The 14,006-nt window shown below is 70.6% G+C and carries 13 protein-coding genes and 1 tRNA gene; 9 read left to right on the plus strand and 5 right to left on the minus strand.

The genetic code is table 11. From position 1 onward, the window contains the following. Window positions 1-160 precede the first annotated feature (160 nt). The 5 genes from ASG29_RS09080 (at window position 161) to ASG29_RS09100 (ending at window position 3,738) form a co-directional block, all read left to right on the plus strand. Complete coding sequence (locus tag ASG29_RS09080; RefSeq protein WP_055983017.1) at window positions 161-715, plus strand: TspO/MBR family protein; 555 nt, start codon at window positions 161-163, stop codon at window positions 713-715. Window positions 716-737: 22 nt separating this feature from the next. Then, window positions 738-992, plus strand: coding sequence for an accessory factor UbiK family protein (locus ASG29_RS09085; protein WP_055983020.1), 255 nt, complete (start codon window positions 738-740; stop codon window positions 990-992). A 29-nt stretch (window positions 993-1,021) separates the two neighbouring features. Next, window positions 1,022-1,534, plus strand: coding sequence for a YbjN domain-containing protein (locus tag ASG29_RS09090; RefSeq protein ID WP_055983022.1), 513 nt, complete (start codon window positions 1,022-1,024; stop codon window positions 1,532-1,534). Window positions 1,535-2,632: 1,098 nt separating this feature from the next. Beyond that, window positions 2,633-3,430: a pyrroline-5-carboxylate reductase family protein gene (locus ASG29_RS09095; RefSeq protein ID WP_055983023.1), complete on the plus strand. Its 798-nt coding sequence runs from the start codon at window positions 2,633-2,635 to the stop codon at window positions 3,428-3,430. Next, entirely contained in the window at window positions 3,427-3,738 is a 312-nt protein-coding gene (locus ASG29_RS09100; protein WP_055983025.1) for a DUF1905 domain-containing protein, read from the plus strand. The genes ASG29_RS09095 and ASG29_RS09100 overlap by 4 nt, the downstream gene beginning before the upstream one ends. Before the next feature lie 184 nt (window positions 3,739-3,922). Here the strand turns inward: ASG29_RS09100 and ASG29_RS17830 are convergent, their stop codons facing one another. Both ASG29_RS17830 and ASG29_RS09105 read right to left on the minus strand, forming a co-directional pair. After that, window positions 3,923-4,510 carry a lysozyme inhibitor LprI family protein gene (locus ASG29_RS17830; RefSeq protein ID WP_082515887.1) on the minus strand — a complete coding sequence of 196 codons (588 nt, stop codon included), beginning with the start codon at window positions 4,508-4,510 and terminating at the stop codon, window positions 3,923-3,925. After that, a complete protein-coding gene (locus ASG29_RS09105; protein ID WP_055983026.1) occupies window positions 4,476-4,964 on the minus strand; it encodes a MarR family winged helix-turn-helix transcriptional regulator in 489 nt (162 codons plus the stop codon). The genes ASG29_RS17830 and ASG29_RS09105 overlap by 35 nt, the downstream gene beginning before the upstream one ends. 64 nt (window positions 4,965-5,028) lie before the next feature. Between ASG29_RS09105 and ASG29_RS09110 the strand changes: the two genes are divergently transcribed. Further along, window positions 5,029-6,108 (plus strand): branched-chain amino acid aminotransferase, encoded by a 1,080-nt coding sequence (locus tag ASG29_RS09110; protein WP_235532847.1) that lies wholly within the window; start codon window positions 5,029-5,031, stop codon window positions 6,106-6,108. Window positions 6,109-6,144: 36 nt separating this feature from the next. Then, a tRNA-Gln gene (locus ASG29_RS09115) sits at window positions 6,145-6,219 on the plus strand. 17 nt (window positions 6,220-6,236) lie between these two features. Here ASG29_RS09115 and ASG29_RS09120 read toward each other — a convergent pair. Genes ASG29_RS09120 through ASG29_RS09130 form a run of 3 tightly spaced genes read right to left on the minus strand, consistent with a single transcriptional unit; the run spans window position 6,237 to window position 9,531 of the window. Further along, window positions 6,237-7,430, minus strand: coding sequence for an ROK family protein (locus tag ASG29_RS09120; protein ID WP_055983031.1), 1,194 nt, complete (start codon window positions 7,428-7,430; stop codon window positions 6,237-6,239). Further along, the gene (locus tag ASG29_RS09125; protein ID WP_156457963.1) at window positions 7,427-8,557 is read right to left on the minus strand and encodes a hypothetical protein; all 1,131 of its coding nucleotides are present in this window, start codon (window positions 8,555-8,557) and stop codon (window positions 7,427-7,429) included. The genes ASG29_RS09120 and ASG29_RS09125 overlap by 4 nt, the downstream gene beginning before the upstream one ends. A 38-nt stretch (window positions 8,558-8,595) precedes the next feature. Then, a complete protein-coding gene (locus ASG29_RS09130) occupies window positions 8,596-9,531 on the minus strand; it encodes a DUF6528 family protein (RefSeq protein WP_200932485.1) in 936 nt (311 codons plus the stop codon). Window positions 9,532-9,891: 360 nt separating this feature from the next. Between ASG29_RS09130 and ASG29_RS09135 the strand changes: the two genes are divergently transcribed. Together ASG29_RS09135 and ASG29_RS16425 are read left to right on the plus strand one after the other, a co-directional pair. After that, window positions 9,892-12,414, plus strand: a complete 2,523-nt coding sequence (locus tag ASG29_RS09135) for a TonB-dependent receptor (RefSeq protein WP_235532925.1) — start codon at window positions 9,892-9,894, stop codon at window positions 12,412-12,414. Beyond that, the gene (locus tag ASG29_RS16425) at window positions 12,414-13,997 is read left to right on the plus strand and encodes a glycerophosphodiester phosphodiesterase family protein (protein ID WP_082515891.1); all 1,584 of its coding nucleotides are present in this window, start codon (window positions 12,414-12,416) and stop codon (window positions 13,995-13,997) included. Before ASG29_RS09135 ends, ASG29_RS16425 begins: the two co-directional genes overlap by 1 nt. Window positions 13,998-14,006 lie beyond the last annotated feature (9 nt).

Consider the following 14,006-nt stretch of genomic DNA (forward strand, 5'->3'; position numbering starts at 1 on the left):
GGAGGCGACCGGGGCGGCGGGCGGCGTGTCGTCGGTCTGGCCTTTCCGACCGGGCCCCGGCCCGCGCCGGGGAACGGTCCCGTATCGGGCACGCAAATCCGGTTTACGCGCACGGAAGGATGCGCCAACCATGCGCGCCGCAACGATACGGGGGATTCGCATGGGGTCGATCGCGTCCAGAGGCCAGCTGCGGATGTCGTTCCTGCGCTGGGCGGCGGTGATCGTGCCGCTGGTCCTGCTGCTGGGGTTCCTGTCGGGGCGGACGGTGGCGTCGGGGGACGACAGTGCGTGGTACGTCGCGCTGGCCAAGCCGTCGTTCACGCCGCCGGGGTGGGTGTTCCCGGTCGCCTGGTCGATCCTGTATGCGATGATGGGCGCGGCGATGGCATTGGTGCTGTCGGCGCGGGGCGCGCGGCTGCGCGGATTGGCGACGGCCTTGTTCGTCGGGCAGCTGGCGCTGAACCTCGCGTGGACGCCGTTGTTCTTCGGCGCGCACAAGGTGGACGCGGCGTTGCTGGTCATCGTCGGGATCTTGGGCCTGGCGCTGATGACCACGATCGTGTTCGCGCGGATCCGGCGGGCGGCGGCGTGGCTGATGGTGCCGTATCTGGCGTGGCTGCTGTTCGCGGGCGCGCTGAACTGGCGGATTTCGGTGCTGAACCCTGATGCCGAACATCTTGTGCCCGGCGGCGCGGCGTCCCAGATGATCGGCTGACACCATCCGGGGAAGACGATCGATGCAGTCCGAAAACCGCCTGTTCGGCGATGCCGCCAAGATCCTGACCGGTGCCGCGGGCACGATCGCGGGCGCCGCGCGCGAGGCGGAGGCCGGGGTGCGCGACCGCGCGCGCGAATTCATCGGCGGGCTGGACTTCGTCAGCCGCGAGGAATTCGAGGCGGTGAAGGCGATGGCGGTCGCCGCGCGCGACGAGAACGACGCCCTGCGCGCGCGGATCGAGAAGCTGGAAGCCGCCGCCGTACCGAAAGTATAGAAACGCGCGGCGCCGCGTGCGATAATGCCATGATGCTCGACGAAGCCGATCGCGATACCGAGGCGGATGCGCCGCTGGACATGCTGGAGTCGTATTTCGCGGCGCACGGCTGGCCGACGGAACGCCATGACGACGAACTGACCGCGACGGTCAAGGGAAGCTGGACCCAGTACGAGCTGCGCGCGCTGTTCCGCGAGGAGGACAGCGTGTTGCAGTTTCTCGCCTTTCCCGACGTGAAGGTCGCGGACGAACGCCGCGCCGCGATCCACGAGACGCTGGCGCTGGTGAACGAGCAATTGTGGGTCGGCCATTTCGAATTATGGTCGTCGAGCGGCATCCTGCTGTACCGCAACGCCACGATGGTCGACGCGGGCGACGACGAGGATGCCACGCTGTCGCTGGCGGCGGCGGAGCTGCTGGTCGAGAGCGCGATCGACGAGTGCGAGCGTTTCTATCCCGTGTTCCAGTTCGTCCTGTGGGGCGGCAAGAGCCCGCGCGAGGCGATCGCGGCGGCGATGGTGGAGACGCAGGGCGAGGCGTGAGGCGTGCGCGGGGGTGTTCCGCGGGGGCGGGTCGGGTGATGTGCGGTGCGGGGTGTGGGGTTTGATCCTGTGGCCGCTGTGCCGAGCGAATGGTCGTCGTGGCGCGTGTGGCGTGGTGGACCCCGGAACAGGTCCGGGGTGACGGAGTGGGTGGGGTTGGCGGCGTGGCCGTTGCACCCGCCGTCATGCCGGACCTGTTTCGGCATCCAGGGGTCCGCTGGACCGTGCATGGCGAGGGGGGCGCCAGGAAGGGGTTTGTTCGCGCGGAGACGCGGAGGGCGCGGAGGCGTTCCGTGCGGGGATGTCGGGGGTTCCGCTGTCCGACGTTGGTTCGATGATTTGCGGTGCGGGCGTGCGTGACCGTATCTTGGGGCCGCTGTTTCGTTTGAGTTCGTGTCGTGGGATGCGTGGCGCGGTGGACCCCGGAACAAGTCCGGGGTGACGGAGTTGGCCGCGTGGCCGTTGCGCCTGCCGTCATGCAGGACCTGTTTCGGCATCCACGGGTCCGCTGGACCGTGCATGGCGAGGGGGGCGCCAGGAAGGGGTTTGTTCGCGCGGAGGCGCGGAGGGCGCGGAGGGGTTCCGTGCGGGGATGTCGGGGGTTTCGCTGTCCGACGTTGGTTGGGTGATTTGCGGTGCGGGCGTGCGTGACCGCATCTTGGGGCCGCTGTTTCGTCTGAGTGCGTGTCGTGGGATGCGTGGCGCGGTGGACCTCGGAACACGTCCGGGGTGACGGGGTGGGTCGGGTTGGCCGCGTGGCCGTTGCGCCTGCCGTCATGCAGGACCTGTTCCGGCATCCACCGGGCCGCTGGACGGTGCGTGGCGGGGCGCGGGTTTGTGGCCGGATGTGTGGCGGCGGCGTAGATGCCGGGCGAGGCGTGAGACGGTGGCCTGTGCTTCCGCACCGCCCGTCACCCCGGACTTGATCCGGGGTCCATCGTGCCCCGAAGCAACGGGTCGTTGTACTTGCGGCGCGATGGATGCCGGATCAGGTCCGGCATGACGGAGGTCGGGTTGTTCGTACCGCGAGGCGACCGGCGGTTGTCTGTGGCGCGATGGATGCCGGATCGGGTCCGGCATGACGGGGAGTGACGTGACATGCGGGTGTGGATGATCGGATGCGGGAACATGGGGTCGGCCATGTTGCGGCGGTGGATCGCGAGCGGGGTGGTGGCCGCGGCGGACGTGTTCGTCGTCAATCGGCAGGACCGCGCGCTGCCCGCGGGCGTCGTGCAGGGACGTGTCCTGCCCGATCTGCCCCCGCCCGACGTGGTCGTGCTGGGCATCAAGCCGCAACAGCTGCACGCGGTCGCGGCGGTCCATGCCGCCGCGGTCGCGAAGGCGCCGCTGCTGGTATCGATGCTGGCGGGGGCCGACCCCGCGGCCTTGTCGCGCGCGTTTCCGGGGCCGGTGGCGGTGCAGACGATGCCGAACCTGCCGGTCGAGCTGGGGCGCGGCGTCGTCGCGGTCCATGCGCCGGGGATCGACGCCGCGGCGCGGGGCGCGACCGACCGGCTTCTGGCGCCGCTGGGGCTGGTGGAATGGTTCGACGATCCGGCGCGCTTCGCCGCGGCGGGCGCGCTGTCGGGGACCGCGCCCGCGTTCCTGTTCCGCTTCGTCGATGCATTGGCGGCGGGCGGAGTCGCGATCGGGCTGGACCCGCGCGAGGCGGCGGCGATCGCGCTGGCGAGCGTGGAGGGCGCCGCCGCGATGGCCGCGGCGAGCGACCGTTCCCCCGCCGCACTGGCGGATGCGGTGGCGAGCCCGGGGGGGATGACGCGCGAGGGGCTGAACGTGCTGGACGCGGATCGCGCGCTGGCGGCGTTGCTGGAGGAGACGCTGCGCAGCGTCGCGCGGCGCGGGGTGGAGATGGCGACGGCGGCGCGGGAGGCTTGAGCGGGGCGCTGCTCGATGTCGCGTTCGACGGCGTGGTGATCGAGTGGCACGGGCCGGCGCCGTTCTTCTTCGTCGCGCTGCCCGCGGACGACGTGGCGGCGGTGCGCGCGGCGGCGCGGGGTGCCAGCTACGGCTGGGGCGTGGTGCCGGTCGCGGCGACGATCGGCGACGTCGACTTCACGACCTCGCTGTTCCCGCGCGACGGCGGCTACCTGCTGCCGCTGAAGGATGTGGTGCGGCGCGTTGCGGGCGTCGTTCCGGGGAGCGTGGTCGCGGTGCGGATGCGGGTGATGCGGCGCGAACCATGACGGCCGCGGCGGCCACCGACATCGGTTCGGGATGAGCGCGGGCGAGGGCGCCGCGTTCGCGCAGGCCCGTCGACTTCGCTCAGGGCGAACGGGATTGAGTGAATGAACGTCCCAAAGTGGTGGAAAGCGGTCCGACCGCTTTCGGACTGCAATCTCGATTAGCGGACGTTCAACGCCCCTCCGGTTACGGGAGGATATACTGCTCCAATTCGAGCGCTCTGCTTCGGGTCAGATCTAACATGCAATAAGCGCCCTGAATGTAATGGGCGCTGCCGGGGGCCAAATTGTAGAAATCGCAAGTCGCGTCACGATATTTCAGCCACGCCGATTGAGCACGCTGTAAGGCTTTGCGCTGCGGGCCATCGACAAACTCAAGGGTCAGTGGGTAAGCCGCATTTAGCCTCTTCTGCCAAGCATCGGCATGTTCTGAATAACACGACGATGGAGTGACAGTGCCATCTTTGTCATTGCATCCCTCGGTCGTGTCGCGAGGCAGGCCGCTGAGCGTAACCTGAAGGGCTATGACGGCGACAATAGGCATGTTTACGGTCCCATGCTGGCGGAAGTAAGTGGCCGCTTTCGGCCTGCCTTGTCGAGGGGACGAATGACGAGTTTTGGGCGTTAGCGGACATAACGCCTGCGTCGGCAAATATCGATCTCGCGCGACCCGACGCGTGTCCGGTTGGCGGTTACCCCCGTCACGGTTGCCACTTCGCATCGCGCGCGGGCCGGCGAGGCTACCGCCGCAATTCCTCGACCCGCGGCATTTCATCGGGCGGGATCAATCCCTCCAGCACCGCCCAGAAGCCCGTCACCGCTTCCTGCCCCGCGCGCGAATAGGCGGCGGACAGGCGTTCGCGCAGCGCGTCGAAAAGGCTGGATTCCAGCGCCGCCCCCTCCGGCGTCAGTTTCAGCAGCCGTTGCCGCCGGTCCTTCTCGCCGGGCCGGGTATCGACCAGCTTGCGCTCGATCAGTTCGTTCAGGACGCGGCCCAGCGATTGCTTGGTGATGTTCAGCAGCGCCAGCAGGTCGCTGACCGTCAGGTCGGGTTTTCGCGCGATGAAATACAGCGCGCGGTGATGCGCGCGGCCCAGCCCCTGTTCCGCCAGCCCGCGATCGATCGCGCGCGTGATGTGGCTGTTGCCGAAATAAAGCAGCTCCATCCCGCGACGCAGCTCGGGCTCGCGCAGGAAGAGGGCCGATGCGGACTGGTTCGGGGCAGCCATGTTGACCAGCCTTGCCATCGGCCCTAACCGGCCGCAACCCTTGCCAGCCAGGAGCCGTCCGCCCGTGTCGTTCCCGTTCGTGCCCAACCCGTCCCCCGTGTCCGCCCAGGAGCGCGCCGGGCGGCTGGTCGATCCCGGGTTCGGGCGCGTCTTCACCGACCATATGGCGACGCTGCGCTGGTCCGAGGCCGCGGGCTGGCACGATGGCCGCATCTGCGCGCGCGCGCCGTTCCAGATCGATCCGGCGTCCGCGGTGCTGCATTACGCGCAGGAGATATTCGAGGGATTGAAGGCATATCGCCTGGACGACGGCGCGCTGGCGCTGTTCCGGCCGGAGCAGAACGCGCGCCGGTTCCAGCGGTCGGCGCGGCGGCTGGCGATGCCCGAACTGCCCGAGGACCTGTTCCTGCAATCGATCGAGGCGCTGGTGCGGGCCGACGCCGACTGGGTGCCGGGGCAGGAAGGCGGGTCGCTGTACCTGCGCCCGTTCCTGATCGCGAGCGAGGTGTTCCTGGGCGTGAAGCCGGCGTCGGAATATCTGTACGTCGTACTGGCGAGTTCGGCGGGATCGTATTGGAAGGGCGGGGCGCGCGCGATCTCGCTGTGGGTCAGCCACGATTATACCCGCGCCGCGCCGGGCGGCACGGGCGAGGCGAAATGCGGCGGCAATTACGCCACCAGCCTGGTCGCGCAGCAGGAGGCGATCCGCCGCGGGTGCGACCAGGTCGTCTTCCTCGACGCGGGCGAGCGCCGCTGGATCGAGGAACTGGGCGGCATGAACATCTTCTTCGTCTTCGCCGACGGCACGATCCGCACGCCGCCGCTGGCGGGCACGATCCTGCCGGGCATCACGCGCGATTCGATCCTGGCGCTGGCGCGTGCCGAGGGGTTGCGCGTCGAGGAGGAACCCTATGCGATCGCGGACTGGCGCGCGGACGCGGAGAGCGGGCGGCTGACCGAATCGTTCGCGTGCGGCACCGCGGCGGTGGTGACCCCGATCGGGCGCGTCGCCGGGCCGGATTACGGCTTCACCGTGGGAACGGGCGCGACGGGGCAGGTGACGCAGCATTTCCTGGACCGCCTGACCGCGATCCAGCGCGGCCGCGCGCCCGACGCGCACGGATGGGTGCAGAGGATCGGTTGAGCTTTCCCGCGCGCGGCGCTAAGCGCGCGGGCCTGCTGGGGCGTCGCCAAGTGGTAAGGCAGCGGCTTTTGGTGCCGCCATTCGCAGGTTCGAATCCTGCCGCCCCAGCCAATACGTCATCGGGCGCCTCACTCCGCGTGTCGGTCGTCGCCCGTGCGGTTGCGGTTGTCGGGGTCGAAGAATGCCGCGCGCAGCGGGAGGGTGGCGGCGCCGATGGCTGCGGCGTCGCCGTCGATCGCGGAGGCCGCGATCCGGGGGGACGGGCGGTGGAAACCGCGCCGTTCGGGATTCGTCAGCGCGATCCGGGCGATCATGCGGTCGGCGAGGGACGCGGGAAGGCGCCCGCCCAGCACGATCATGCCGGGATCGAGCGTGGCGGAAATGGCCGAGGCGATCAGGTCGACCGACGGCATCACGGCGTCGAGCCACGATCCGACCGCGGGATGATCGGGATCGAAGCGGTCGAGCATCGCGTGAAGATCGGGATAGGATATGCCCGCATCCGCGAACGCGAGGCGCAGCGCCTCCAGATTGGGGTGCGGCCAGCCGCCGGGCAGGATGGAGGCGAATTCGCCCGCGTTGCCGTGTCGCCCGCGCAGCAGCCGGCCCCCGGCGATGACGCCGCCGCCAAAGCCCGCGGAGAAATAGAGGTAGGCGAGGTCCGGCACGGTGCGGCCGTGGCCCAGCATGGTTTCGCCCACCGCCGCGACGTTGCCGTCGTTCTCGACCCACACCTTCGTCCCGAAGGCGTCGGCCAGCATCGTGTCGAGCGGGACCAGCGCCCAGGGATCGAGCAGGCGCGGGGGATTCAGGCGCGCGCCGTCGCCGATGAAATAGCCGGTGATGCCGAAGCCGATCCCGACCAGCGCCGCGCGATCGTGCCCGGTTTCGGCGATCGCGGCATCGATCATGCGTCCGATCTGCGCACAGGCGGGCGCGATCGCGGTATCGGCGAGGCGCGCGCTGCGGCCCGCGGCGACGGTGCCCGCCAGGTCCAGCACGACCAGCGATACGGCGTCGGTCATCACCGACACGCCGATGGAGAAGGCGGCGGCGCCGTTCAGCGCCAGCCGCGCGCTGGGCTTTCCACGGCCCGCGATCACCGGTGCCCCCTCCGTCAGCAGATCGCGCGCCAGCAGGGGCTCGACGAGGCGGGTGATCGAATGCGGCGCCAGGCCGGTCAGTCGCGCCAGGTCGGCCCGGCTCGCGGCGCCCAGCCGCGACAGCAGGTCCATCACGACGCCTTCGTTCGCGGTGGCGGTGCGCCAGCCGTCGCCGCGCAGGAAGCGGGTGGGGAAATCGCCCGCGGTATTGCCCGTCATGACTGCGACAAGCCGTGGCGCCGCGGCGAAGTCAAGCGCCGTGCCACCAGCAGCGCGGCGACGAGGCAGGCCAGCGCGATGGCCGCGGCGAAGCGGGCGAACACGTCCGGCGCGAACACCGGCACGTGCCCCAGCCCGCCCGCCAGCGCCAGCCCGGCCGCGCCCAACGCCAGCTTGGATGCCATCGTGTAGACGCCGTAGCCCCGCGGGCCCTGCGCCAGCGCGGGCAGCAGTGCCCAGCCGATCAGGTTGGTCACCCCCATCACGACGCCGAGCGCCACCAGCATCGCGGGCGCGGTGCTCCAGGCGAACCCCGCGGCGACGGATCCGCCCGCGACGAAGGCGGCGGATTGCAGGATCAGGCCGTGGCGCGGCGCCGACCCCAGCCGGATCGGGATCAGCGCGGCCGCCGATCGGCCGACGATCAGCAGCGCGAGGATCGACACGCCGTCATTCGCGGCGTGGGGGGCGACGGCGGGGAGGTGGAGGACCGCCTTGGCCAACGCCCCCAGCGCGACGATGCCGATGACGTTGGCGGCCAGGAAGGTCGGCGGCAGGCCGATCGACCGCCCCGGGCGCGGTCGCCGGTCGTCCGGGACCGGGGGAAAGCGGGAAAGCAGCGGCAGCATGGTCGACCCGATCAGCAGCGCGGCGCCGGCGATGGCCCACAGCATCGGCGCGGTGGCGATCCGGGCCGATCCGCCGACCCCCCAGGCGGCGAACAGCGCGGCGAGCGCGGTCCCGATCGTGCGCACCCGCGCCAGCCAGGCGGCCCGTGCCGGAATGCCGCCGAGCCGGGTCATCAGCGCGTTGTGCGGCACATCGCAGCCCGCATAGGCGATGCGGAACGCCAGCGTCGCGCCGAGCAGCGCGACCGGGCCGTGCGGCGCCAGCAGGACCGTCGCCGGGAAGCTGGCCGCCGCGACCGCCAGCCCGATGCCCGCAAGCCGCGCGGCATGATGCGGGCGGCGCCCCAGCCAGATGCCGACGGCGAGGTCCGCGACCGCGTTCGCCGCCAGTCCGGCCAGGAACAGCGCGCCCGCGACGATCGGGTCGACCGAATAGACCGATACCAGCAGGTAGAGCGTCAGCAGGTCGCTGGCGGTCCACAGCAGGCTCTTGCCCACATGCGCGACGCCGTACGCCACCCATGCGCGGCGCCAGCCTAGCGGATCCAGCGGACCTTGTAGAGGCGCATCCCCTCCACCGGGATCCGCACCGGATCGCTGCCGTCCGCGCGCGCGATCGTGAAGCCCTTCGCCCACCAACTCTCCTCCGCCTGGACCCAGGCCAGTCGTCCGCCCATCATCCCCACCGCCTTCACGCGCGGCCGCGGGTTGAGCGCGGGCAGCGGGGTGTACGTGCCGGGCGCGGGCGGTCGCCCCTCCGGTCGTCCCCCCGCCGGCCCGGCCGCATCGCCCGCGTCCGGATCGCCTGCATCCGGATCGAACGTCCAGACGCCGTCGTCGGTCGTCACCAGATAGCGGCCATCGGGGCGGCGCGACAGGTCGTGGCCGTCGCGGCGTCCCGGCAGGGTCCAGCGTGCCGACTCCGTCAGGACGGGGGCGGACGACGTGCCCGCGACGCGATACGCCTGGATCAGGTCGTGCGACAGGACGAACAGCCGGTCCCGCGCGCGATCCCATACCGCGCCGTGCCCCGACGGCAGCGGCAGGTGGAGCAGCGGCGTCTCGCTGCGCGTGCGGTCGTACACCTCCAGGCGATCGCCCTTCGGATCGATCGACAGGGCGACCGCGATCATGCCGCCGGGCAGCATGTCCGCGGAATGGGCCATCGGCGCGGTCGCACGGAAGGTGACGCGACCGCTCACGCGCTCGATCAGGACCACGCCCCCGGTCGACGCGGTGACCAGAATGCCGCGACCGCCGTCCACCGGTTTGCAATCGTCGATATGCGCGAGCAGCGCCGTGCGATAGCGCGCGGGCAGGTCCGTCGCGTCGGCCGCGCGCCACCGCCACACCTCCACCGACCGGCCGCTTTCGATGCGATATTCGCGGATCTGGTCACCGCCGCAGGCATAGAGCCGCGGTGCGGCGTCAGCCGGGGCGGGGGCGGACGCGACGGCGGCGGCAATTATCATACTGATCGGCATAGTAATATCTGTCCGTTCACGAGATCGGTGCAAACAGCCTAAGCCACCGTCATAACTATGTCACCTATAGTTATTAAATGGGAGGGCGCGTCGACGCCGGTTCGACGAGGGGGATGCCATCATGATGCCGATTGCCTTGCGTAGCGTGTTGCTGGTTTCGAGCGCGCTGTCCTGCCTGTCCATGGCGCCGGGCGCGCGCGCGCAGGACGGGGCGGTCGATGCAGGAGCGGCCACGGCGGCCGCGGGCGCGCAGGCCGCCGGCGCCCAGGCCGCGGCGGAGGAGGCGCCGACATCGTCGTCACCGGTGCGCGCCTGCAAGCCGCGCGCGAGATCGAGGCGAAGCGCACCATCTCGGTCATTTCCGACAGCATCAGCGCGGACGAGATCGGCACGCTGCCCGATTTCGGCCTGGGCGAGGCGCTGACCCGCGTTCCCGGCGTGTCGACGGTGCAGAACAATGCGCGCGGCGAGGCGCAATTCCTGTCGATCCGCGGCCTGAACGCGGATTACAACCTGGTCGAGATCGACGGCGTGCCGCTGCCCGCGAACGAAGTGGGGCGGCGCAACGTCTCGCTCGACGTCATCCCCTCCTCGCTCGCCAGCCGGGTCGAGGTGTACAAGTCGGTCAACGCGTCGATGAACGGCAACGCCATCGGCGGCGTCGCCAACCTGCGGACGCGCAGCGCGTTCGACAACGGCGGGAAGACGTTCGTGGGCGGGCGGTTCGACATCGGCAAATATGATTTCGAACGGACGCGGGGCACGCGGACGCCGTCGGGACAGGTGGAGGTCGTGGCGTCGACCACGTTCGGGCCGGACGGCATGTTCGGCGCGGTGGTATCGGGCAGCTATTTCCGCCGCGATTCCGCATCGCTCAATTCCGCGACCGACAATTACCTGTACCTGGACCCCGCGACGGGCACCCGGCGGCTGTCGCCCGCCAACGACGTGTCCGACGCGCTGGTCGCGCCGGACCGGCGGCGCTGGCTCCATTACGACAATCTGCGCCAGCGGTACGGCGTGTTCGGCAAGCTGGAGTTCGACGACCATCGCATGTTCAGGGCGGCGTTCACGCTCGCCGATTTCCGCCACAAGAACGACGAGGAACGCCAGTCGAACGCGATCATCGCGAATACGGCGGTGACCGCCGCGACCAACCGCTACACCAATTTCACGAACGTGACCGCGGCGGGCGGCGCGGTATCGAACGCCAACGCGCAGGTCGACCTGGCCCAGTTCGCGCAGCAGCGCCGCGTCCGCTACGGCGATTTCCACGCCGAATTGTCGCCGGGCAGCGGCATCCACGCCGATCTGGGCGTCAATTACGCGGTGTCGACCTATCGCCAGGACGCGACGTTCGCCACGTACCGGATCGCGAACACGAACAGCCTGGCCTATACCTACACCATCACGCCGGGCGAGTTCACGCGGTTCACGCCCGCCAATCCCGCCTTCGCCTTCGATCCGGCGAACTATCGCCAGTTCGAATACGGCACGGCCAAGGACGACAATCGCGAACGCGCGCTGACCGCGCAGGGCAACCTGGGCATCAACATGCAGGCGCAGGATCGCGGGTTCGGCATCCAGACGGGCGCCTACGCCCGGTTCCTGAAGCGCGGCTACGATTTCACGGTGCGCAATTTCCGGCCGCTGGGCACCAGCAACTACCTGTTGTCGGCGGTCGACGATCCCGATGCGCGCTATTCGCCGTACAACGGCGGCGGCCAGTCCCTGCTGTTCGTCGACCCGAAGGCCGCCGCCGCCTTCTACGCCGCCAATGCCGCGGGCTTCACCCCCAACAGCGCCAATACGTCGGGCAGCCTGACCCCCGACTACACCCTGGGCGAGGATATCGTGGCGGCCTATGCCATGGGACGGTTCGCGACCGAGGCGGTCGAGCTGACCGCCGGCGTGCGGTACGAACATACCGACCTGCGGACAGGCTCCACCGCCGGGGTGACGCGGGGCACGGCGACCAGCTTCGTCTTCGCGCAACAGGGGCAGCGCTACGGCTATTGGCTGCCCTCCGCGCAGGTGAACTGGGACGTGACGGACCAGTTGAAGGTGCGCGGGGCGGCGAGCCGGACGCTGGGCCGTCCCAATTACGACGACCTGGCCGCGCGCGAGGTCGTGTCGATCGCGGGCCAGACCGACGGCGGCGGGCGCACGATCACCAGCGGCAATCCCGGGTTGAAGCCGCGCGTGTCCGACAATTACGACCTGAGCGTCGAATTCTACGCCAACCGCGACATCCTGTTTTCCGCGGGCCTGTTCCTGAAGGACATCAGCGATGAAATCCTGACCGTCCGCAACCAGGCGACGGAAATTGTCGACGGTCTGCCGACGCTGGTCACCCGGATCCAGCCGGTCAACGCGTCCAGCAGCAAGGTGAAGGGCGTGGAGCTGAACGCGGTGGTGTCGCGGATGCGCTTCCTGCCGGGGCCGCTCGACGGGTTCGGCCTGTCCGCGAACCTCACCTTGCTGGACCCGACACCGCCGACGATCACGCTGGCGGACCGGGTGACGACGCGTCGCCTGACCAACCTGTTCGAAAGCGCCAATACCGTCGCGAACGTGAAGCTGTTCTACACCGCCGGGCCGGTGCAGGTGCAGGGTGCGTGGAACCACCTGTCGCCGCTGCTCTTCTCGGTATCGAACACCGACCCGTTGCAGGACCGGGTCTATGCCGCCAGCAACCTGTTCGACGCGCAGCTGCGCCTGACGGTGAACCGTCACCTGACGATCGTGGCGCAGGGCAAGAACCTGACCGATTTCCGTCCGCGGCGGATGTTCGGACCGGATTATCGCCTGCTGCGCGAGGAGATCGACAACGGTCGCGCCTTCTACATCGGCGGGCTGGTCCGCTTCTGATGCGCGCGGCGATCCTGCTGCCGGTGATGGCGCTGGCCACGGGGGTATCGGGGGAGGCGGCGGCGGGGCAGCGCTACCTTTCCGGGCCGGGGGTGGCGCTGGAACAGGTGCTGCCCGCTCCGCCGGAAACCGGGTCCGCCGCCGATGCGGCGGACCGGGCGACGTTCCGCGCGACCCGTGGCTTGCAGGGGTCGGCGCGCTGGCGCCGGGCGACCGCCGACGTGGACGAGGCGGTTCCTGCGATGCTGGCCGACTTCGCGGGCGCGGCGGGCCGCCCGTTGTCCCCGGCCGCGACCCCCGCGCTGGCGCGCCTGCTGACGCGGATGCGCGGCGACGTGGCCGCGGGCGTCAATGCGGTGAAGCCGGTGTACCGGCGGCGGCGACCGTTCGTGGTCGACGCCGGGCCGATCTGCCAGCCGCGGGAGGCATTGGCGAACAGCTTCGACTATCCGTCCGGGCATACCGCCTGGGGCACCGCGGTCGCGCTCGTCCTGGCCGAACTGCTCCCCGCGCGCGCCACCGACATATTGTCGCGCGGGCGGGACTATGGCGACAGCCGCGTGATCTGCGGCGCGCATAACGCCAGCGCGGTGGCGGCGGGACGGATGGCCGGGGCGGCGATGGTCGCGCGGCTGCACGGCGACGCGGCCTTTCGTGCCGACCTGAACGCGGCGCGGCGCGAGCTGGACGCGGCGCTGGCCGTCATGGCGCGGATCGCGGATCCGGCGGCGGGACCGATCGTGATCGCGCATCGCGGCTGCCACGCCGCGGCGCCGGCGCTCGGCCTCGGCAGCGTGCCCGAAAACTCGCTCGCGGCGCTGACGCAGTGCGTGGCGATCGGCGCCGACGTGATGGAAACCGACGTGCGGATGACGCGCGACGGGCATCTGGTCATGATCCACGACGCCACCGTCGATCGCACCACCGACGGTCGCGGGCGGATCGCGGACCTGACGCTGGCGGACATCCGGGCGCTGCGGCTGCGCGACGATCTGGGCGGCGCGGGTGCGCGCGTGACCGATGCCCGCGTCCCGACCCTGGCCGAGATGCTCGACGCGGCGGCCGGGCGGATCGTCCTGAACCTGGATATCAAGGACGCGGTGCAGGCCGAGACGATCGCGGCGGTCCAGGCGCACGGTGCGCAGGACCGCGTCCTCGTCAAGGCGACGGCGGGGATCGCCAGCCCCCCGCTGGCCGCCCTGCCGCCGTTCGACCGGGTGGCGTTCCTGCCGATGCTGTCGGGGGGCGACGACCTGCCGCAGGTGATCGCGCGCCAGGCGGGGGGGCGCATCCGCCCGGTCGGGTACGAGGTTCCGCGGATGTCCCTCGCGCTGCTGGCGCCGACCGCGGCGGCGGCGCGCGCGGCGGACGGGCGATTGTGGGCGAACACGCTGTGGGACGGATATGTGGCCGGGATCGGCGGGGACGACGAGGCGCGCCGCGACCCCGACCGCGTCTGGGGGCGGCTCATCCGCGCGGGCGTGTCGATGCTCCAGACCGATGATCCTGCGGACCTGAAGCGCTTCGTCGCCACGCTTCCCGACGCGTCGGGGCGAGGGGGCGCGACCGGCGCGGATCGCTGACGGGCGGCG

The sequence above is a fragment of the Sphingomonas sp. Leaf412 genome (genome assembly GCF_001425405.1).
Classification (GTDB): domain Bacteria; phylum Pseudomonadota; class Alphaproteobacteria; order Sphingomonadales; family Sphingomonadaceae; genus Sphingomonas.